Origin of the sequence: Pseudoalteromonas piscicida (genome assembly GCF_000238315.3) — a bacterium.
Taxonomy (GTDB): Bacteria; Pseudomonadota; Gammaproteobacteria; order Enterobacterales; family Alteromonadaceae; genus Pseudoalteromonas; species Pseudoalteromonas piscicida.
In genome coordinates this window covers 485,758-507,486 of record NZ_CP011925.1, presented here as the reverse complement: position 1 = coordinate 507,486, position 21,729 = coordinate 485,758, and the positions used below count along the sequence as shown (strand labels likewise).

The window sequence follows — 21,729 nt, the reverse complement described above, 5'->3', positions numbered from 1 at the left end:
AGTTTATTCACTCATCTAAATGATACTTTTTAAGTGTTGCCTGATAAATACCATTCGTCTTAAGTTGTATCAAACCTTTATTGAACAACTCAATTATTTCTACTGCATTCGGATAAGATTTGCTAACGCCAATATGGAGCGGCCATTGTGCTATGGTCGGTTGATGTACTTTGAAGCTGTGAAATTCAGCGTGTTGAGATTGTAAATACACAAAAGCAAGCTCGTCGCTAACTACAGCATCTACTCGCGCTTTATTGAGAAGCGACAAACAGGAAGTCAGGTTTGTGAGCTTTTCTAGGCGAATTTGTGGGATCTGAGCGAGTGCAATTTCAGAACGAAAGCCCCGAATAGCACATACACTTAGTCCTTTAAGATCGTCCAACTCTTTAAAATGAATGGTTGGCTCTGTACGTGAAATAAGTACCAGCCTATTACTGTAATAAGCATTGCTAAAAATAAAGCGTTCATCGCGACTTTCAGAACGCCATAAAGCGGGGATCATATCGACCTGCCCTTTTTCAACCATTCGCATGGCACGACTGAATGGCATAATGAGCATTTCAAAATCTTGATTCTCGGCCTTAAATGCCGCGCGAACTAAATCAACAGTAAAACCGGAATGTTCGTTAATGACGTAGGGAGGCCAAACATTATGTGCTCCCACTATGGCATCATTTGCCGATGATGTGCATGACAGGGCAATAAACAGAAGGCATGACTGTTTTACACTCTTTATCGCCATGTTTACGCACTCCCGCCTTCACTTTCAAACTAAGTTGACTGGCAACTTTGCTACAAATACTTGCTCCGATCCTAATTGAGTATAGCGCAACCGTTGCATCTCGAAATATACACATAATTGCTCACAGGCAACGTTTGAATATGGCATAAAATTCAACGACTTTTGTCCTTCAACACACAATTTAGTGTAAACCAATGTAAACAAACAGTGAAGTTTAATTGAATTGTCATCAATAGCGCTTAAAATACTGCGTCCGAATAAAAATTCGGATAATTCTAATACACGGGAAAATAAAAAATGATTAAAAAATCTATCCTAGCTTCAGCTATTGCATTAGCTTGCCTAAATGCACAAGCAGAGGTGATTATCTCTGAGTATGTTGAAGGTAGCAGTTATAACAAAGCCATTGAGCTCTACAATGGTAGTGACGAAGCTGTCGATCTAACTGGTTACTCAGTCAATTTTTTCTTTAATGGCGCAACAGAAGCTCGCACGAATATAGAACTAAGTGGTAAACTTGCAGCTAAATCAACTTATGTTATTGCTCATGCTGACTCCGCAGCAGAGATCATCGCAAAGGCACAGTTAACAAACACAAGTAGCTGGTTTAATGGTGATGACGCCGTTACGCTTACGCGCAATGGTGCAGTTGTTGATAGCCTAGGTCAGGTTGGTGTCGACCCAGGTAGTGAATGGATTGATGGCGATATTAGAACAAAAGATAAAACGCTTGTCAGAGATCCTGCAATAACCACTGGCCGCACCGATGCAACTTCTGCATTTGTTGGCGCTGGACAATGGCTTGCACTTGCTAAAGACGATTTTAGCAACCTAGGTATCCACATTAATGGCGGTGACGTACCTGAGCCAGAGCCTGTTATCTGTGGCGAAAATAATACCTTGATCAGTGCCATTCAGGGCGCAGGCGATGCAAGCCCATTAGCTGGAGAGACGGTTGAAGTTCAAGCTGTTGTCACTGCAAGCCTGCAATCAGATGCAGGGCTTGGCGGCTTCTTCATTCAAGAAGAAAGCACTGACTATGATGCTGATAGTAATACGTCCGAAGGTATTTTTGTCGTATATACTGCAACACCAGTAAGCACAGGCGATGTGGTTAAATTACGTGGTAAAGTTGAAGAGAAGTATGGTCAAACTCAACTTATTAACGTCGACGCAATTGAGCTATGCGGTTCTGCAACGGCTTCAGCAACTACCGTTACTTTACCTGCAGAGAATGGTCTTGAAGCCTACGAAGGCATGTTGGTTTCGATTTCAAATGAGTTGGTCGTTAACGATACATACGGACTTGCACGTTACGGCGAAGTACGCTTAGGTACTGAACGTTTGTATCAAAGCACTCAAGTAGCAACTCCTGGTGATGCAGCAAACCAGCTAGAAGCAGAGAACAAGCGCAAAGAAATTTTACTTGATGATGGTTCATCAGTACAAAACCCTGAGGTTATTCCTTACCCATCACCCACACTTGATGCCTATAACACCTTACGACTGGGCGATTCTGTGACGGGCCTTGAGGGTGTAATGGGATATGGTTATAGCCAATACCGTATTCACCCAACACCAACACCAAACTTTGTTCATACTAATCTACGTACAGAAGCACCTCAGGTAGAAGTGCGTGGAGATTTACGTATTGCTAGCTTCAACGTATTAAACTACTTCAATGGTGATGGTCAAGGTGCAGGCTTCCCAACGTCACGTGGTGCAGACAATCTAGAAGAGTTTGAACGTCAAAAAGCAAAAACGGTTGCCGCAATTTCAGCGCTCGATGCCGATATCATCGGTCTACTTGAAGTAGAAAATGACGGCTTTGGTGAGTTTAGTGCGATTGCCGACCTCGTTAACGCTTTAAATGCAGTAGACTCTGCTAACACTTATGCATTTGTAAACCTTAATGTTGACCAAGTGGGTGGGGATGCAATTACATCCGGTATCATCTATCGTAGTAACAAGGTAGCTGAAGTAGGCACGCCAGCATTTACCGAAGCAGTACCATTTGATTACGGTAACCGCCCTCCTGTCGTACAAACTTTCAAAGAGGCAAACGGTGAAGAAATCTTCACTGTGGTAATGGCCCATTTACGCTCTAAAGGCAGTTGTTCAAAAGCTGAGGGCTTAGATCAAGACCAAAATGATGGTCAGGGTTGTTGGAACCAAACTCGAGTCACAGCGGTTAATACCCTAGCGACTTGGCTTGGCACAAATCCGACGGGAGTTGCAGAAGATGATGTGATTATTCTAGGTGACATGAACGCGTACGCTCAGGAAGATCCAATCAACACCTATGTCGAGAATGGTTATGCCAACATCAAGCAAACGCTTCATGGCAATAGCTTAGATTATTCATACGTGTATCAAGGACGTATCGGTAGCCTAGATCACGCCTTTGCTTCAAACACGATGATGGAAAAAGTAAAGTCAGTAACGGATTGGCATATCAATGCTGACGAACCCGTTGCGCTAGATTACAACACTGAGTACAAGTCAGATACTCACAAAGCGAGTCTTTATGCGGCGCACGCTTATCGCGCATCGGATCATGACCCAGTAGTTATCGACCTTAACCTTGCTAAAGAGCCGACAATTATTGAAGGCGAGTTTACAGGCCTTGCAGGTTGGTTCTGGTGGCAACATCGCTCAATCGAGCTACCAGCGGGCTTTGATAAACTAGAAGTATCAATCACAGGTCAAGGCGAAGCAGACTTATATGTGCGCCATAAGAAAATGCCAAACTTCTTCAAGTACGACTGTCGTCCATACCTTTGGGGGAGTGAAGAAAGCTGTGTATTTGACGAGCCTGCGGAAGGTAAATGGAATTTCCGCCTGCGCGGCTTATTCCCTTACTACAATGTAACTATCAAATATAAAGCAACAAAAGCGAATTAAAGTAATAACCATGGTAAAGGGAAGCAATTAGCTTCCCTTTCTTTTAAGATTAATTAACCTGAGGTTTGGATAAGGAATGTTCCAACTCATTGTTGCTAAAGCACAACTTAGTTTTTTCCTTGTCTAGCCAGAGAGTTTTAGGGAAAACAAGGCGAATTTACGCACCAATAGCTGGCTATTGGAAGTGAATTCAACGCAGTTAACGCTAAAACTGGCTGCTAGAAAGGCATTAATTATCCGCAGTTCAGGTTAATTAGCATAAACCTATTTTTGTGCAGGTCTGCGTGCGTATAGGGCATTCTTGTGCGTTAGTGATCAAAGGGGGCTGGATTGTTGTATCACCACCGGCAATCATCGGTGTATATTTGTTATTAAGTGCCTTACTATTTACCGAAAGTTCTACAAGCTTACTTTTCTTGAGCTTAATTTTCATTTTTATATTCCTTATCAATGATTTTTTGATTTGCCAATCGACTTAAATAACTCATTCAAGAGACTGGTACTTTGAAGCTATCAGCTTACTCATACTTGGTAAAGTAACACGGGGTGAATTTCAACCACCGTTAAGCTAATACCCGGCTAATAAAAGGCCATTTTTGTTGAGTATATTGCTCACGATCATCTTTGTATTGTTGCGCTAATCTTTGCTTTAACGCACAGTACTCAGCTCTTAAATCTGATGACGCTCTTAATTTATCCCTAAAAGAAATGCGCTCTTGCCAAAGTGCACTATCGAAGGGAACAAGATGTAAGTGATGAGTTCTAAACTCAGGCGTTGGTTTGCAAAACCAGTGCATTACGTCAGCTTTATAGGGGTAATAACAATAACCGTGTTGAGTGAGCACTTGGATGGCTTCTTTTGACGCTATTAGCGACTTAACACCCACCATAATATTTATCACCGGCTTAGCAACCATACCAACCACCGCTGTACTACCCACATGCTCAATACCACCTTCAACCCAGGGGCAAAGCAAAGGCGCTAATCTTAGCTTTTCATCTTGGAACATCCGTTGCCAATCTTGATTATATTTAGAAAGTGAAATAGCTTGGTCTGCTATTGAAAGGAAGGTCCTGTAATTGCTTTCGATTTGGTTTTGAACAGTATACAACTAAAGCAAAGCTATAATCATCACTACCACATAAACGCCGCGATAAATGCACTATTGAAGTATGGGCTAACACAGACACTCACCATAATTTGCATTTATATTATGGTGAGTGTCTGCTATCTGCTTGTCTAGTAAAGCAGCACACAGGCCGTAAAGATTCGATACGTGGTAAGTGAATTCGGGCCAGCTTTGACGGTGGGTTCAGGGCAGAGCTTATCTTCGATTAATGGTCATTAACGAAGTATGCTCTCACCCTGGATGAGTCTGCAGCCGTACTGTTGACCACCACAATTATATCCGTATTTATCATGCCTTTTTTCTTTGGATGAAGTATTAATTTTTTAACCTTAGAAGTGCTAGCTCCTAAGGAATTATAGTCGCGTCATGAAAAGAAAAGAGAACCGATTTAAAGCAACTCAATTACAATAGATTAAGCTGCTTTACTTGTTTGTATAGAATCATCAGGTTACTTAGTTGATTCTGAAAAACTCGGATTTTCAAAAATGCCATAAAAGCCGACTGATGTCGGCTTCCCCTGCTAATTTTAGCATTCGGCTCTACTGCTTAAAATGACACTTTTATAGTTGGAGTGAGAACTATCCTGCCACAGAAGCGCCTGATAGGTGCTCAGCCCCAAATATCATTAATTTTTATTCTGATAAAACAAATTCTTTCAATTGTTCGTCTGATCTAGGGAAAATATAGGCGGAACGTTGCTTTTTCCAGCCTAACTTCTCGTAAAACCCACTTTTACCAGGAGCAGCGGTGAGCATCGTTGTTAAGTATGAGCTCAAGTTTTTTTCTAATTCATTTAAAATATTAGCTCCAACTCTTCTTCCTTGATATTCAGGGTGAATTACCAAATCTACAATCCAAGCATAAAAGCAACCATCATCCACTGTTCTACCTAAACCGATTAAATTATCTCCATCATAGGCAAAATATTTAAATGTGCTATCCGTGAATGCTTTGCACAGTTGCTCAGGGCTGCGTTTTTCCCAACCAACAGATTCAAACAATTCACTTACTTTTTTCCAATCTATGTTTTTAGTTGAGCTAGAATATCGAATTTTCATAACTTAATCCTTTTAAGTGTATTTTGAATTTTATAATACCTTATGTGATTGGTTAATAAAGTTATTTTTGGTTTATGTGTGATATCTTTTGCTGGTAAAGAGGCCAGGGTGAGAGCATACTTCGTTAATGACTAACCCTGAGACCCACCATAATTTGTATCTATGCTTTGGTGGGTGTCTGCTATTTGATTGTACACATTTAGATCATTGTAACGTAACTTCAATGCTGGTAAGTACTTCCTAAATTTGCTATCAATAGTCATGGGACAAAAACGAGACAGATTGCTGTAGAAAAACGACCCAATCGCTCTATATTAAATTGTTATAACACAGTTGGAAATTGGAGATACACGAAATATTATGGAAAGAGGTGTTATAGCTGCGCCAATGAGCTTTAAGTTTCATATGGTTGGCTTTAGTGTGGGTAGTGCAATTACCCCAGAAATGATCCGCTATTACTTGTTGTATTGGGATAAGCTTATTGTTCCGGACAATAATTTGGTTTCATTTGGAATACCTGACGAACAAGACTTACTAGGTAGCGGTAAGTTGTATAGACCTAGATCTCAATTAGTCGGCTCATTTCACGACCAGCAAATAGCTCGAGCTATAATAGAAGAACAATGTAAAATTGCAGAAATGTTCTACAAGGACAGTACTACGGATTGGGTGTTACACCAGCACAACGCTGAACAAATATTTTTAACAGAGAAAACATCTAGTTTTAAAAATACACTTAGAATAAACCTAGCTAATGCACTGCCAGTACCAACTGCAGACGTAAATATTAATGACATTCTTGAGTTTAAAGAGCGTCGTTCATCGGAATTAAAAGCCTTACACGAAGCTCTTGATGGCATATATGTAGAAATACTAAATTCACCGGATGAGTCGCTGGCAGGGAAAATGACTGTTTCAAATCTGAGTGATTCCATTAATAATCTGGATAGAGTTAGTAAAGAGCGTTTTGGGTTCTTCAACAAATTTTCCGTGGAGCCCCAATACTCATTAAACTTTAAAGATATTATTAATTACTCAGCAGGCGGTGGTCTTATGGGATTGGGAGCTAAAGTTGCACCAACGATCGCTGCCGCAGGTCAAACCGTTGATATATTAACTGGATATACAGTTCCAGTAGCTACTTTAGTTGGAACTGCCGCTGGTTTTTTATCGGGTCTTAAGGTTGATATCAAGCCTACAAAGTCACCTATACATGAAGACAATAAGCATTTGTCATATCTAGTTAAAGCTTCCGAAATCGGTGTTGTTTCACTGTAGCTATAGCCGTGAAAATGCGTTATAACAAAGTTGTAAACGCGGACATTCGGCTCTAAATTGCTTCTGTCCAAATACAAGTTGGATGAACGTCCGTTATCGCAATTGGATTTAAAATAATAAGTTGCTGTTGAACGATCTAGTTTTGCACATATGAGACAGTCGGATTTTATTAAGCCTTATACCTGAGCGTACAATCTAGCTTGTTTAACTAAACTACTGTTTTGCTCATCACCACCACATCAACGCCTCGGTAATTGACGTTTTCGAGCGGTTGCCAGCCGAGTTTCCGATAAAGTCCACCTTCTGGGTGTTCCGTTTGTAAATATAACGTTTTGACACCGAATTTAATGGCAAGTCGCTCCGCTTCTTTGACTAAGCGTGACGCTAGTTTATTTCCACGATAGGGCTTGTCCACATATACACCACCAATCCAGTGCTCTTTATCTGTGTAGATGCTCATTTCATGAAATTTAAGCTGCACGACTCCTGCGATTGTGTCGCCATCAAGTGCAACGATTACACAAGGAATGGCTGACTCGTTAAGGTAGTCTAAAAGCTTTTGCTCAAAACGCTCTACAGAAGCCTCTTCAACAATGCTCCCCCACTCGTCAAAGTACCACTTAGCAATAATTGGTATCAGCGCTTTGTGCTGCGCTAAAAGTTCAAATTCCATTTTAATTGCCTCAAATCATAAAAGCGCGGATACGTTCGCGCGCTATGCAGTAAAACGCTACGCTTAACGCCCCGGAATGGAGGTGAATTTACAGTTTCGCTTTGCTTCATCCAAATTTTTTTGCCCTTGAATTACAAAATAATCAAGCTTCGCATCGATTAATATAGCCTGACGCGCAGGGTTACTATCATCGGGGTTCCAACGCCACTTTTTAATAGCCTGAAGTGCGCTGATATCAAAAACGCCCTCGGGATAACTGCTGGTGATTTTATAGCTTCCCACTCTCCCATCTGGGGTTATACCTAACGTCAAAGAAACACATCCCGATATCCCATCTTTGGCCGCCTCTATTGGATATATGGGTTCTATCCGGCGTTTTTGAATCCAATAACCATCCGCTTGAGTTTTGATGGGTAAATGTCGCATATCTACATAGCGAATATGTTTTAGCTCTTCAGCTGTTAACGGTACAGAAGTGTTACTAGTTTGACATCCAGAGAGTAACAGCAACGCCAGGAAGGTTATTCTTTTCATGTCACGTTTAGTCCTTTAAAATCAAGCACTGTAATTAGTTCCCTTTTACAGGTCAAGCTTCATAAACTAAAGTTAATTTCTATTTAACTGGAAGTTTAGATAAGGAGAGAGCCAACTCATTGTTTTAAAATAACTTTTAATCATTTTCTTATCTAGCAACTCTGACTATTTAATTGATAGACATAGATATCATGCTTTTCACCGCCTATATCCAAAAAGGCTTTTAGACGGTTTTTGCGTTTCATCCCTAGCTTCAGCATCAACCGCTGCGATTGTTGATTGCCTACAGCGCATATGGCCTGAATGGTATCTACAGAAAGACTTTGAAAAGCCTCCTTTATCAGTGCTGTTGCGGCTTCTTCCCCATAACCCTTGCCAATTTCGGCCTCAGCTAATCGGAAGCCAATCTCACCGACCCTTTTTCCTGCATCTACATATTTAAAAACGAGTTCACCAATAAGTTGAGCTTGTGGTTTTTTAACGATCGCAAGGATCAAGCGCTCATCGACCGCACCTTTCCAAGGTTGGCAAGCTTGAATTAGCCTCTCTTTTGCCGACTCGAGTGTGGCAGGCGCACCGATATATTTTGACGTATTTGGGTTTTTCCGATGGCTGTAAACCGCATCTAAGTCATCCATTGTCATTCGCCTTATGGATAAACGCTCTGTTTCAAACTGCATTGTTATTTTTCCCTACCCTAAGATCACATACATAGCCACCAGTCTCATAGATGAACGCTATGTCTCAGAAGCGCTGCATTCTATTACTCTTTACAAACCGGCATAAGGACAGTGCGTAAATGCCGCCAGGTTATAAACAGTAACAGCGCACAACCAAAAACGAGTGCCGCGAGTGACTCGACGCCACTTAGTAGCCATCTGTTGACCAGCCATGCCACGCAAGAAAAAAATAACAGCTCAACCGCGCCGACTAGCGCATTTGCTGTTCCTGCTTTCTCTGGATGTAAAACGCCAATAAGGTGCATGTAGCTTGGAAAATAAGCGCCAAATACAAACATAATCGCAGCATAAGCAAGCAAAACAGCAAGCGCACTACCACTTGCAAATAGCAGCAATAACACGCTGACAACGAGCGCCGGCCAAGTCCAAATCACGATATCCAAATAAGTGCGCTTGCGCTGCAATACCTTAGTTAATATTGACCCTATGAGTAAACCAAACATGGGGATCATCATCGCCTGACCTATTGCGTTGGCTTCCAAGCCAAACTGCCGTGCCAATAAAAACGGCAGATACAGTTGAATGGTGAGATACAAAAAAGTAGGCAACCATTTGAGCGACGCGAGGGAAATAAACGAGCGATTTAGCAATAGATTTTGATATTCATTAAAGAGCGCTTTTGGCCGTAACGACATAGTAATTTTACTGCTCTGCTGCATAGTTTTATAGCCATAAATCAGTATCAAAATATAGTAAGCGAACGCAAACCATGACATCCCCTGCCACCCTACCCAACAAGATAAAACGCCAGCTAAAAAAGGGCTGCAAATAGCAGTAACACTCACCGACATTGATAGCGTCGCCATCGCGCTTTTAAGTTCACTACCTGATAATCTAGCAGCAAGAAGCGTTCGACCAATTAACACCGGCGACGCAGCACCAATGCCTTGCAACACTCGACCGATAAAAAATACCTCGGCGCTAGATGCAATAGAACAAAAAACCGTCCCTAACAGCAAAATACCCAGCCCACTAAAAAATAAAGGTCTATCACCAAACTTATCTCGTAGCGGCCCAACCAGCAGTTGCGCAGCTCCTAGTGTAGTGAAATAGCTAATTACTGCTGCTTGTCCTTGACTAGGCGTAAGCTGTAAGGAATCCGTGATATTAGGTAAAACAGGAATGTAAATTTGGCTTGCGAGCTGAGAGCAAGACATCAGCAAAACAGCTAAAAACACAACTTGAAACACGTCAACCCCCTTGAATTTACAGAGGATGATTTTATCGAGCTTTTAATATCCAAAAAACAAGGTAATAATAAAAACACTTATTCTTGCTAGGAAATAATTAATGGATTGGCTAACCGGAGTGCGGAGTTTTAGCAAAGTTGTAGAGTTTGGCAGTTTTACTCGTGCCGCAGATGAAGAGGGGGTTTCAGCGTCTGCAGTGAGCAAGCGAATTGACTGGCTAGAACAACAACTTGGCTTAACGCTATTTATTCGTACCACTCGCCAAGTCAATCTCACTGAGGCTGGGGAGCACTTCTTACCGAAGGCTTCTCTATGGCTAGCGCAGTTTGAATGTTTAACTGATCACGGACAAGCACTGAATCAAGCGCCATCTGGTAGCTTAAAAATCGCTTCAACACTCGCGGTAGGCAGCACCATTTTAATGCCAAATATCGCCTCATTTTTAGCCAAATATCCCAAATTAAAAATTCACCTTAATGTCATCGCCCCTGGCGCACACCCAGATCTTACTCACGATTTAGTGATCACACGCTACTATGAAGCTTTTGACTCAGCCTCTCATAAAGGCAGCCGACTCATTGATTATCAAATGCAGATCTTTGGTGCTCCTCACTATCTCAAACAACATGAGCCTATCAAGTCCCTTGATGATCTGCGCCAACATAAAATGTTGTTAAGCAGTTATTACCACAAACTAGGCGGGATTATTTTAGAAAATGGCGATGTCTTCCAGTTTGACAACTATAACTTTGTCTCTGATCAACTCGACGCTATGCTGACAGCAGCAGTACAAGGTTTGGGACTGGTATTTATTGCGCCTAGCTATGTGAAAAGGGAGCTCGACCAAGGTTTACTCATACCTGTATTACCTGAAGTAAAATCCGAAACAAAACAATTATGGGCGTATTACCCCAAGACAAACTACACCCCCTATAAAACCCAACTTTTTATCGAACACCTTAAAAATCACCTTAACTCAACAAAGTAGAGAAGATTGGCTTTCACATATGTTCACAATTTAAGTACAAAAAAGCCTCTAAAGATTTAGAGCCCTATGGTAATTTAGGGTGTTTACTCAATTTTGTAGTGCTAAAAGGTACTAACCGAGCATTTCGCTAAATAGTGCTATACACAATGACTTTAAAGGACTAACAATGAGTTTTAATCTCTTTAAGAAAACCACACTGGCAACGCTAGTCTCTGGGCTAGTAGCAATGAATGCGCAAGCGAGCCAACCGCTTAGTTTAGATACCATCACTAACCCAAAAATAGATTGTGATACAAAAATTGAATTACTAATGGCAAATGCTGAAAATGGCAAAAGTGACAATTTATTGCCCGCCGAGTCTATGTTGGATGTACTCAATACCCACTGCTACCAAGAACAAAAAACTACAACTGATACCGAACGAAACCCACCAGAGTTAAGATCAATCCACTTAACCTCCAACTCAGTTAACGTCAACGACGGTGACAAAACCGTTGATATTACATTAAGGTTTTATGATGAAAGCGGTGTAAAAGGCACACGCGTTTATTTATCGCCTCCGACAGGATTTAGTTGGGGTGACAATAAATCAGCTGCCGCCGCGAATTGGCAGAAAACAGACGAGCCGGGGGTTTACGAAAGTAAGGTCAGTTTCACTTTTACCGATGCCGACGTTAATGGTAAATGGTTTTTAACCCTAGGTCATATACTTGACGTAAACAACGCTGTCCGATTTTGGCTACGCGAGAGTGAAATTGAAGCTGCGGGCTTTAACCCACATATCATCGTCGCGAATGATAAAGTCTCTGAGGGCGTTAACCCTGAAATAAAATCTATTACGATTTCAGACACTGAAGTTAATGTAAATACAGGCGATAAAACGGTTAATATAGCCGTAGAAGCTTATGACCAATCAACAATGTCTAAAGGTGTAATTAGGGTTTCGCCACCTAGCCAGTATAAATCACTTGCGATAAAACAGGCTGAGTCATCTGATTGGCAAGAAACGGATGTCGAAGGAGTTTATCGTTCGAATTACTCTTTTACCTTTACCAATAAAGATCTACCAGGTGAATGGTTTGTTGCCTCTGCGATGCTCACTGATAGCAATGGAAATATGGGCGCTTACAATCGAGGCCACTTTAATCAGCTCGGTCTACCTTCCGTTATTACGGTTAAAAATCAAACCGAACTAGATATTGTACCACCAAGTATCGACCATATTGCTTTCTCATCAAACCAGCTAAACTCAACGAATGGTGAGCAAAACGTTACTTTAACCGTCACGGCTTCAGATATATCTGGCATCGCCAAAGGTTACTATTCTCTCAGGGCACCGGAAGGCTCCGAGGCAAAAGATAAACTCTTCACCATAGAACAGTGGCAACAAGGCAGTGATCAGAATGCGTTTGTTGGCACTACAAGCCTAAATTTCAGCAATGATGACTTGCAAAAAGGTCAAGGTGTCTGGCAGTTAGATGCCAACATTCAAATAGATTCTGCTGGCATTTATAGCCAAGGAGCGAAAGCCCGAGAATTAACAACGTTAGGCGCCACGCCTTATATCTTTGTTGATGAAGAGCTGATCAGTGAAATCTCAGTGAAGAATATAACGGGAGCAACACAGGTAAAAACGGGAGCAAGCAACCAAGTTACGCTAGAAATAACTGAAAACACATTGTCCAGTTTACCGCGCCTATTTGATCTCTACCTTGATGCTGACGCCGCAGTCAAATTGGATTTCCATTCTATAGATCAAGGATATACAGTTAACTGCATCGACCTGAGTAACAGTCGCTTCTGTAGTTTTTCTGGCGCGTCTGATATTAAATCTGTTCAAGTTTCATTTACTGTAACGCCAAGCGAAGCTGACGTGTTTGCACCAACTGTTCGCTTTTCATCAGAAGCCCCTGAATTAGACTACACAGACAACAAAGTCACATTTCAGGTAACAGGCTATGAACCACAGCAATTTAGTGTCGTGTTTAAGAACTGGGATGGAAGCGTGCTTTCTACTCAAACTATTGAAGAAAATAGTGCTGCAACGGCTCCTCAAGTTCCGTCTCGGGAAGGTTATACATTTACAGGCTGGAATACCGACTTTAATGATGTCAATCAAGATCTTACCATTACGGCACAATTTGAGATTAACAAGTATCAAGTGAAGTTTGTGGATTGGAATGACACCGTCATCAAAGCAGCAGAAATTGCTCATGGACAAGCAGCAACGCCGCCCACTGAGCCAAAACGAGATGGTTATACATTTACCGGTTGGGATCTAGCTTTTGACCAAGTCACCAGTGAGCTGGTTGTAAAAGCACAGTACAAAGCGAACTCAACGCCAACGACGACCGATAAGGAGGATAAAGGCGGTTCAGGTGGTGCGTTCGGCTACTTGTTTATTCTACTGAGTAGCGTCATGGTTGCAATTAGACGCAGAACATTACGCTCGCGCTAACTGGAAAACATCTTAAGGGAAGAATAGACTCAACCAAGTAGCCGATTGAGTCTATTCTATTTAGCTATAGCAGTGTGATTACCAAGAGATACTGACGGTATAAGTACCAAGCGATTTTGACGTAATCACACTATCAATGTTACCTTCATTCTACAAAGCGGCCGTTCATCCAACCATTTCTGGCCCATTTTAATTTAACGTAATTACTCAATAGCAGATCGTAGTATAGAAATCACCGTACATTTCCTTATGACTGATAGCTATGGAGTGGTGTTTGAAAGCTCACCAACTTTTTTCGTTTCTTTGTTCAGCGTGGCATGGAAGCTTTGCTTTACGAGCTTGTTGAGTTCGTGAACGCTAGAGTTGCCCCAAAGACTACAAGTCCGACACCGCAGGTTTGATTAACTCTGTTTCCAACTCTTTGAAAAACAGATAATACTTTTTCAGAAGTGACAAGAAATGCGATCAAACAGAACCACAAGATATGTAATACAGAAATGTATAGCCCATAAATCAACGCAAAGTATGAACTATTATCATTGTGCGGGGAGATAAGCTGACTAAATATACTTAGAAAAAACAGCATTGTCTTTGGATTCAGCATATTACAAAGAAAACCCTGTGTAAAATATTTGCGTGCGTTGTCATTCTGCAGCGATATCGATACAGTCTTGCAATCAAATTTAAGTTTTGAACAAAAGATGCCTGTAATCCCTAAGTAAATCAAGTAGGCTGAACCCGCGTATTTAATCATGCTAAACAATATTATGTTCTGTGATAATAAGTGACCAATTCCCAATATTGAGTAAGTAATATGAATACAGACACCTATCCCGATACCAAGTCCGGTCAATAACCCGGCTTTCCTTCCATTGTTAATACTGTTTTTTAACACCAAAACAAAGTCAGCGCCGGGACTTACAACGATTAACAATCCCAAAACTATATAGCTTGTTATCTCCACATTCATTCTCTAATATTGTCGATTTAGGATTATTGTAAGTATTTTTTTAGCCAGATATAATCGAAAAAAACGCATAAATTATGTGAGAAAAAATCACAGATGAGACACCTTAAAGCCTTTCATGTTTTTCATATCGCCGCAGAGTCTTCCAGCTATAGTGTGACGGCAGATAAGCTTCACATAACTCATGGAGCAGTGAGTAAGCAGATTAAATTATTAGAAACTTACCTTTCTCTGCCACTGTTTTACAAAAAAGGCCGGGGAATGGTGCTTACCCCAGATGGAGAGTTACTTAAGCAATATACCAATGTGGCTTTTGATGCATTAGATCAAGGTATTATTAAGTTAAGAAGTACCAAAAATAATTATCTTGAAATATCATGCGAGCCTACATTAACCATGCGCTGGCTTATGCCCAGACTTTCGGACTATTACAACCTATCTGGAACTGATATAAGGTTATCTACTGCTGGGGGCCCTATCACGCTAGGAGAAGCTGGCTTGTCGATGGCAATTCGTCGAGATGACTTTGATATACCCTCAGATTATGTAGTACAAAAGTTAGTTGAAGAATGGGTCGGTCCTGTTTGTTCTAAAGAGTACTGGAATAAAGTTCAACATGATTATTCGAATATAACCCTGCTTCACAGTAAGACACGCCCAAGCGCATGGAACAATTGGTTGATGAAATCAAACAATGGAATTCATCTAAACAAGTCTAATCAATCATTTGATCATTTTTACTTCTGTCTACAGGCAGCCGCAGATGGACTTGGAGCTGCAATTGGCTCATACCCTCTAGTTGCAGATGATTTGACTAATGGAAGGCTGGTTGCACCTTTCGGCTTTATTTTATCGGGGCATAATTACGTATTACTGCGGCAATCAAGCGAATTAGGAACGAAAGATGAGCACTTTCAGCATTGGCTTAAAAATAAGCTTTCTAAGTGTGTACCTGACAATTAGGAGTTTTCCATCTTCGATTCAGACAGAGCAGGCTAAGATGCTTGCGCGACTGCGCTTGTCTGCTGTAACCAACCTTTCTTGCAAAGAGCCCTTTAATCGCACTATTTTCTAGGCTGGCTTCAGCATACATTTTTTTGAGCTTAAGGTTTTCTTCTACAAGCTTTTTAACATCAGAAGCCTCCGTAACACCATACTTCTACTTCCAGTTGTAAAACATACCATTGCTAATGCCGTGTTTACGACATACGCCCTCACTTTCATAACTGAGTCAGCTTCTTTTAGCACAGCAATGATCTTTGATTCGGTAAACGTGATTTTTTATAAATTAGTCTCCGCTTTAATGATTGCAGAAAACTCCAATTATGGATGTCTCATTTTATAGAAAGGTGACAATACAACACTCCAATACAGCGCATAAACTCAACTTGATTGGATAAGTTAAAATCAAAATACTACTCATTTATGCACCTAAATAGGAAAAAGTAGATATTTTTTTCGTTCCACCTTTGACAATTATTAATATACAGCTAACTTTGTTACCAACCTGTTTCAAAGGTTAATTTTAAAATAATTATAAATAGGAACAATAAGATGAAAAAAACACTACTTACTTTGTCTATCATGTCGACGTTTGGTGCTACTACAGTTTTTGCACAAGATGCAACGTATCAAGGCGCAGCCGTGGATGCGGAAATTGCGAATACCTGCATCGTGCGTTTTAAAGATGATGTTTCAAAGTTTGATGTTGAAGGTAAAGCGCGTGGCATGGTCGCAAAAGCGAATGCACAAGCGAAACATGTCTATAAAAACACCATTAAAGGCATGGCCGTGAACATGAGCTGTGACAAAGCTAAATCTGCGTTTGCAGGAAATAGCGATGTGATGCGCTTTACTCCCGATGGTAAAGTGTATGCAAGCCCAGCAAAGGCAAAGGGAAAACCAGGTGGTGGTGGTAACCCACAAACAACACCTTGGAGTGTAACGCGTGTTGGTGGTCCTGTGAATGGCAACGGTTATACCGCTTGGGTTATTGATACTGGTATCGACTTAGATCATCAAGATTTGAACGTTGACGCAAGCCGCGGTTTCTCTGCATTTTCTAGCGGTAGAAATGCAGGCATGGACGACGGCAACGGCCACGGCACACACGTTGCGGGTACGATTGGCGCGCTCGATAACGGTATTGATGTAGTGGGTGTTGCAGCTGGCACCACTGTCGTTCCAGTAAAAGTGTTAGATGCTCGCGGCTCAGGCAGCTGGTCAGGTGTTTTAGCTGGTGTCGATCACGTTGCGGTCAATGCAAGTCCTGGCGACTGCGCAAATATGAGCTTGGGTGGCGGCTTCAACCAAGAACTAAATGATGCCGTTGAAAGCGCAGCGCAACAATCAGGTGCTTTCTTTGTGGTAGCCGCTGGTAACGAAAGCCAGCATGCGGCAAATGTATCTCCAGCTAGTGCGTCACACAACCGCGTATTCACTATTTCAGCGACCGACTCAAATGACCGTTTTGCAAGCTTTTCAAATTATGGCAACCCACCTGTAGACTATGCAGCTCCTGGTGTTGGCATTTTATCACTTAAAAATGGTGGCGGAACAACGACGATGTCAGGCACTTCAATGGCTTCACCTGCCGCCTGTGCTGTGATCATGATGCGAAATGGTAACCCAGGTACTGATGGCAAAGCATCAAACGATCCTGATGGCAATGCCGATAGCATCGTTCATCTTTAATATAACTTGGAGAGCACCTAAAGGTGCTCTTCTCCTCTCCCGAATCCCCTTCCCTGCTCAATAAACTATTGTTACAAATAAACACGCCCAATTCTGGAGCTGATGCTTAATATGTTGCTAAACTGAGGACAACAATAATAATCAAATTTACTGGAATCGCTATGTCATTACAAAAATGGGGAGGCGTCGCCGCACTCACAGAAGCCGCGACTTATTTATTTGGCTTTGTATTATTTTTTGGGGTTTTGGACTCAAGTGAGCACAATACGCCAGCGCTTTATCTAGATTTCTTTGTGCAAAATCGCGATACCTTTTTTCTTGGTTATATCGTGATTGGGATTATTTTCAGTTTTGCTTTGATTGTGTTGGTGCAGGCAATTCATCAACGCTTTAACACCATGTCACCTGACTGGATGAAGTTTGCAATCGTTGTTGGCTATATTTGGGCGGCGATTGTCCTTGCCAGTACTATGATTTTTTTAACCAGCATTGAAGCGATTGCAAAATTTTATGAGATGGATCCTTCGCTTGCATTAACGATCAATCGCACCATTTCGATAGTGGTAGATGCGCTTGGCGGTGGCATTGAATTGGTTGGCGCGATTTGGGTACTTACAATCAGTTGCGTCGGTCTCAAACATAAAATATTTAGCCCACTGCTTCATTATTGGGGTTTGCTTGTGAGTCTAGCTGGGATTTTAACTTTATTTTCAGGTTTATCTTACCTTGCCAAAAACCCATTTTTTGAGGTTACTACGGCTATATTTGGTCTTGGACAAATCCTATGGTTTATAGGATTAGGCGTGATGCTATTGAGGAATAAGACACCATCAGAGGTTGCTCCCGACTAAGTTAAGGCACAACCACTGCTGAAATAATATCCCCAAAAGTGATCGCCAAAGCCTAGCGTTTACTCAGGTTCTGGTAATACTGGTGGAGTGCTATCCATATAAGTCAAAAAGTTAGCCCAAAGTGTATGGGTTCTGGTTTTAACTAATTCCTTACGACACTCGAGCGCCATCACACCGCGAATAGTGCCTTCTCGCCATTGGGTATATACCGCGCCGCAGTGTGCATCGAAGTAGTTTTGCCACGCCAACTGCGAGGCTTTTATCGCTTCCACCAGTTGCTCATCAAAAGCATTATGTTCAAGGCTTTTTTGGTAGTAACGTTCAAGTGCTTCGGTTCGCGCGTTAAGCTCGCTCATTGCACACTCGTTGATGTCTATGGTTGAGATAGGGTTTTCACACACATCTCCTCCCACCAACGCGATTTGGCAATTTAATAAAAACAATACAGCCGCAATTAGTTTCATGGTATTTCCTTTTGCGTTTAACCTTTAATGAGTTTCAACATATTACCGATGGAGTCGAGGTTAATTCCCCCCATCAGCTCTGGATTATTCAACGCGTAGAGGTAATCCTCTATTAAGGTGCAATCAATCTCGTCACGCAGTTCAACAAACCCAGCCCAATTTTCGAGGTCATCTTCGTCAATTTCACCGCTGAGATATTTTGCTAATACCACACTTAACATCGCCTTGCTGATAGCGAGCGATACTGCGCTGTTATCGTTCAATAGTATATCTAACGCCTGCGCTTTGTGTGGGCCGAATGTAACAAATTCGGCCAGTGCTTGTTGCTTATTCATGATTTTTCTCCAGCTCTGCGACCAAAGCAAATAACTCACTCAGCCCAGCTTGCTGTTGCTCGACTTCTTGCGCCGCAAAGCCTAAGCGAATATGACTTAAACTACTAGCCTTATCGAGAGTAAATTCAGGCTCACATTGTACGTAAATCCCTTTTTCAAGCGCTTTTTCAGATAATTTCGAGACGTCGCGTTTGCTGTTTACCCAATACGCCATACCGCCTTGTGGAATTTCAAAGTCGATATCTAACTTAGCTTTAAGCTCGCTTAGGTGCTGCGCCATCGCGTGATGGCGTACTTGATAGGATTTGGTCATGCGGCGTAAATGGCGCTCAAACCCGCCCTCTTCCATCCAGTAAGCCACAGCCAACTGGGTAAGCGCATCATTTTTGTGATTAAGTAGCTGCTTACGTGCTACCAATTGCGCAAGCACATCTGTCCGCGCACTCATATAGCCCACACGAGCACCGGCAAACATGATTTTTGAGAAGGTGGAAATATAAATCACTATACCACTTGGATCGCTTGCCGCCATCGGCTGTAACGGCGGGCAAAGATAATGAAACTCATGGTCGTAATCGTCTTCAATAATAAACACGCCATACTGCTGGCACAGCTGATAAATCGCCATTCGCCTCGGTACGGATAACGTGACAGTCGTAGGGTATTGATGTAGCGGTGTTAAATACAGCAGCTTCACCTTGTTTTGTTCAAGGCAGCGCGCCAAGGCCTCCACTTTAATGCCTTCTGCGTCTTGGGCTAATGCAAAAACTTCAGCGCCCGCATTGGTAAAGGCGTGCCGAGCAGGTGGATAACCAAGCATCTCGATGGCAACACCATCACCAGGGTTAATAAATGTATTTGCCACCAAAGAAAGCGCTTCTTGGGAGCCATTACAAATCAGTAAATCATCACATACTAGCCCCCTTGCTCGGCGCAAATATGCCTGAATTTGGGATTTCAGTAACTCGCACCCCGCAATGTCTGAATAGTGAAAATGACTGACATTGGTTTTGCGACACGCCTTTACCAAAAACCGCTTAAACTCATCATAGGGAAAGGCATGAAGATCTGGTAAGCCTCCTGCAAAACTATAGCGGTAGGCTTTACGCTTAGTGCTGCTTACTGGAGTCAGTCTTTTAGCAAATTGCGGTACGATTTGTGGTGTAGAAGGCACTTTAGTGTCTATCTGTTGGCTACTGAAAATAGGTAGTTCAGTATTGACTCGATAGCCGCTACGCTCTTTGACCACCAGCCAGCCTTCAGCTACCAAGTTTTGTAGCGCATTCATCACCGTATGCCGATTCATACCATGTAACTCAGCCAGCTTTCGGGCCGAAGGAAGTTTGTCACCGGGTGTGAGTTTACCCTCAGTAATGGCGCAGCGTAAAACATCTGCTAAGCGTTTATGTTTAGCATCTTGAGACTGTGTTTTTGGGCTAATAGAAATCAAAACTGGTCTAATTAAATTATTAAATCTGGTTGTTTTATATCAACCAAAATCAGCGCAATATGCAAGCATTAAAAACACAGAATGAATGGAATATTGATGCTTTCAAAACAAACGCTAGAATCCAATCGCGTTAAGCTCACCCCACTTGAAGCAGCGCATTTACCTGAGTTATTGGCTCGAGGCAAAAAAGCCGAGATCTGGAAATGGGTATTTAACAATTATTGTCGCGATCAAAAAACAATAGAGCAATGGTTTTACGGTTCAGCGCAGTTTGACGAAAGCGAACAACTTGTTGTTGCAATCATCGATAAAGACTCAGGTAAACTGGCTGGTAATAGCCGCTTGTTTAGACTTGATAAACTCAACCTAAGTGCCGAGATCGGCCATACTTTTATTGGTACTGAATTTCAACGCACGCATGTTAATACCCACGCCAAATACCTGTTGCTCAAATATACCTTTGAGGCGATTGGACTAGTACGTGTGCAATTTCAAACGCATGAATTTAACCATAAGTCTCGTAATGCCATCGCACGTCTCGGTGCCCATTTTGAAGGATTGTCGTTAAAAGATAGGCGCCTGCCCGACGGAAGTTACCGTAATACAGCACGATTCGCCATCACCGACGAGATGTGGCCTGAAGTGAAAGCGAGGTTGGAGGAAAAGTTATGAGCTACCCTAGAAACTACTACGTTGAAAGCAATCCAAACATACTCAGCTCTGTGATCACAAAACACCCGCTGGCCACGCTGACGGTGATACAGGAAGGCAAGATAAACACCGTTTTTGTACCGCTAACATTAAGTGATGATCATGCTTATTTTCTCGGACACGCTACAAAAGACAACCCAATTTTCCACGCGGACGGTATTATTCAAGCAGTTTTCCACTGTGAAGATTATTACCTTTCACCTGCGGTTATCCCTGACATTAAGCTCCCCACGTGGTTGTACGCAAATGTGATAGTTGAAGGTGAACTCGCGCTTATTGCTACTGATGATGAAAAATACGCGTCAATGCAAGCGCAAATAACGCATTTTGAGCAGTTTTCAAATAGTGATTGGCAGCTTGATAGCGTGCCTGCCAATCAACGCCAATCACTGTTTAACGCCATTAACTTTTTCAAGGTTAAAATCAATTCGATGCATGGCGCTTTTAAGTTAAGCCAAAACCAGTCGAGTGATATTCGCGCTAAAATCAAAACACATTTACAGCCGCTAAAACCTGCGATGTACAGCTTGCTTGTATAAATATAGTGACAAAAGTTTAATTT

General features: G+C 41.9%; 21 protein-coding genes. 9 read left to right on the top strand and 12 right to left on the bottom strand.

Going from position 1 to position 21,729, the window contains the following annotated elements; all coding sequences use genetic code 11:
• Positions 1-7 precede the first annotated feature (7 nt).
• The gene (locus PPIS_RS21805) at positions 8-742 is read right to left on the bottom strand and encodes a substrate-binding periplasmic protein (protein WP_021032516.1); all 735 of its coding nucleotides are present in this window, start codon (positions 740-742) and stop codon (positions 8-10) included.
• A gap of 297 nt (positions 743-1,039) precedes the next feature.
• Here PPIS_RS21805 and PPIS_RS21800 point away from each other — a divergent pair, with 297 nt between their 5' ends.
• Positions 1,040-3,646, top strand: coding sequence for an ExeM/NucH family extracellular endonuclease (locus PPIS_RS21800; RefSeq protein ID WP_010369663.1), 2,607 nt, complete (start codon positions 1,040-1,042; stop codon positions 3,644-3,646).
• 253 nt (positions 3,647-3,899) lie between these two features.
• Here the strand turns inward: PPIS_RS21800 and PPIS_RS21795 are convergent, their stop codons facing one another.
• The 3 genes from PPIS_RS21795 to PPIS_RS21785 all read right to left on the bottom strand — a co-directional run bounded on the left by PPIS_RS21795 (position 3,900) and on the right by PPIS_RS21785 (position 5,834).
• Positions 3,900-4,079 carry a hypothetical protein gene (locus PPIS_RS21795; protein WP_019647291.1) on the bottom strand — a complete coding sequence of 60 codons (180 nt, stop codon included), beginning with the start codon at positions 4,077-4,079 and terminating at the stop codon, positions 3,900-3,902.
• Between the two features lie 130 nt (positions 4,080-4,209).
• A complete protein-coding gene (locus PPIS_RS21790; RefSeq protein WP_276324804.1) occupies positions 4,210-4,758 on the bottom strand; it encodes a GrpB family protein in 549 nt (182 codons plus the stop codon).
• 650 nt (positions 4,759-5,408) lie between these two features.
• The gene (locus tag PPIS_RS21785; protein WP_010369669.1) at positions 5,409-5,834 is read right to left on the bottom strand and encodes a GNAT family N-acetyltransferase; all 426 of its coding nucleotides are present in this window, start codon (positions 5,832-5,834) and stop codon (positions 5,409-5,411) included.
• A 360-nt stretch (positions 5,835-6,194) separates the two neighbouring features.
• On the opposite strand from PPIS_RS21785, the gene PPIS_RS21780 reads away from it, so the two are divergent.
• Positions 6,195-7,112: a DUF6236 family protein gene (locus PPIS_RS21780; protein ID WP_010369671.1), complete on the top strand. Its 918-nt coding sequence runs from the start codon at positions 6,195-6,197 to the stop codon at positions 7,110-7,112.
• 208 nt (positions 7,113-7,320) lie between these two features.
• On the opposite strand, the gene PPIS_RS21775 is transcribed toward PPIS_RS21780, so the two are convergent.
• The 4 genes from PPIS_RS21775 to PPIS_RS21760 form a co-directional block, all read right to left on the bottom strand.
• Complete coding sequence (locus PPIS_RS21775; RefSeq protein ID WP_010369675.1) at positions 7,321-7,785, bottom strand: GNAT family N-acetyltransferase; 465 nt, start codon at positions 7,783-7,785, stop codon at positions 7,321-7,323.
• A gap of 63 nt (positions 7,786-7,848) precedes the next feature.
• On the bottom strand, positions 7,849-8,319 hold the full coding sequence (locus tag PPIS_RS21770; protein WP_010369678.1) for an energy transducer TonB: 471 nt from the start codon (positions 8,317-8,319) through the stop codon (positions 7,849-7,851).
• A 152-nt stretch (positions 8,320-8,471) separates the two neighbouring features.
• Entirely contained in the window at positions 8,472-8,999 is a 528-nt protein-coding gene (locus tag PPIS_RS21765) for a GNAT family N-acetyltransferase (protein WP_081629140.1), read from the bottom strand.
• 83 nt (positions 9,000-9,082) lie between these two features.
• Positions 9,083-10,249 carry an MFS transporter gene (locus PPIS_RS21760; protein WP_010369683.1) on the bottom strand — a complete coding sequence of 389 codons (1,167 nt, stop codon included), beginning with the start codon at positions 10,247-10,249 and terminating at the stop codon, positions 9,083-9,085.
• Positions 10,250-10,349: 100 nt separating this feature from the next.
• Here PPIS_RS21760 and PPIS_RS21755 point away from each other — a divergent pair, with 100 nt between their 5' ends.
• Positions 10,350-11,237 carry a LysR family transcriptional regulator gene (locus PPIS_RS21755; protein WP_010369685.1) on the top strand — a complete coding sequence of 296 codons (888 nt, stop codon included), beginning with the start codon at positions 10,350-10,352 and terminating at the stop codon, positions 11,235-11,237.
• 166 nt (positions 11,238-11,403) lie between these two features.
• A complete protein-coding gene (locus PPIS_RS21750; protein WP_010369688.1) occupies positions 11,404-13,695 on the top strand; it encodes an InlB B-repeat-containing protein in 2,292 nt (763 codons plus the stop codon).
• Positions 13,696-14,026: 331 nt separating this feature from the next.
• Here the strand turns inward: PPIS_RS21750 and PPIS_RS21745 are convergent, their stop codons facing one another.
• Positions 14,027-14,665, bottom strand: coding sequence for a LysE family translocator (locus tag PPIS_RS21745; RefSeq protein WP_010369690.1), 639 nt, complete (start codon positions 14,663-14,665; stop codon positions 14,027-14,029).
• 93 nt (positions 14,666-14,758) lie between these two features.
• On the opposite strand from PPIS_RS21745, the gene PPIS_RS21740 reads away from it, so the two are divergent.
• The 3 genes from PPIS_RS21740 (at position 14,759) to PPIS_RS21730 (ending at position 18,207) form a co-directional block, all read left to right on the top strand.
• On the top strand, positions 14,759-15,625 hold the full coding sequence (locus PPIS_RS21740; protein WP_010369692.1) for a LysR family transcriptional regulator: 867 nt from the start codon (positions 14,759-14,761) through the stop codon (positions 15,623-15,625).
• Between the two features lie 591 nt (positions 15,626-16,216).
• Positions 16,217-17,356, top strand: coding sequence for a S8 family serine peptidase (locus PPIS_RS21735; RefSeq protein WP_010369694.1), 1,140 nt, complete (start codon positions 16,217-16,219; stop codon positions 17,354-17,356).
• Positions 17,357-17,517: 161 nt separating this feature from the next.
• Positions 17,518-18,207 carry a DUF4386 family protein gene (locus tag PPIS_RS21730; protein WP_010369698.1) on the top strand — a complete coding sequence of 230 codons (690 nt, stop codon included), beginning with the start codon at positions 17,518-17,520 and terminating at the stop codon, positions 18,205-18,207.
• Between the two features lie 59 nt (positions 18,208-18,266).
• On the opposite strand, the gene PPIS_RS21725 is transcribed toward PPIS_RS21730, so the two are convergent.
• From PPIS_RS21725 to pdxR, 3 genes are read right to left on the bottom strand one after another with little or no spacing between them, the layout of a single operon-like run.
• A complete protein-coding gene (locus tag PPIS_RS21725; RefSeq protein WP_010369699.1) occupies positions 18,267-18,671 on the bottom strand; it encodes a lysozyme inhibitor LprI family protein in 405 nt (134 codons plus the stop codon).
• A gap of 17 nt (positions 18,672-18,688) precedes the next feature.
• Complete coding sequence (locus PPIS_RS21720; RefSeq protein ID WP_010369704.1) at positions 18,689-19,006, bottom strand: RNA-binding protein; 318 nt, start codon at positions 19,004-19,006, stop codon at positions 18,689-18,691.
• Positions 18,999-20,456 (bottom strand): MocR-like pyridoxine biosynthesis transcription factor PdxR, encoded by a 1,458-nt coding sequence (pdxR, locus tag PPIS_RS21715; protein ID WP_010369707.1) that lies wholly within the window; start codon positions 20,454-20,456, stop codon positions 18,999-19,001. Before pdxR ends, PPIS_RS21720 begins: the two co-directional genes overlap by 8 nt.
• Before the next feature lie 96 nt (positions 20,457-20,552).
• Between pdxR and PPIS_RS21710 the strand changes: the two genes are divergently transcribed.
• Entirely contained in the window at positions 20,553-21,128 is a 576-nt protein-coding gene (locus tag PPIS_RS21710) for a GNAT family N-acetyltransferase (RefSeq protein WP_010369709.1), read from the top strand.
• Positions 21,125-21,706, top strand: coding sequence for an FMN-binding negative transcriptional regulator (locus PPIS_RS21705; protein ID WP_010369711.1), 582 nt, complete (start codon positions 21,125-21,127; stop codon positions 21,704-21,706). Before PPIS_RS21710 ends, PPIS_RS21705 begins: the two co-directional genes overlap by 4 nt.
• Positions 21,707-21,729: the final 23 nt, after the last annotated feature.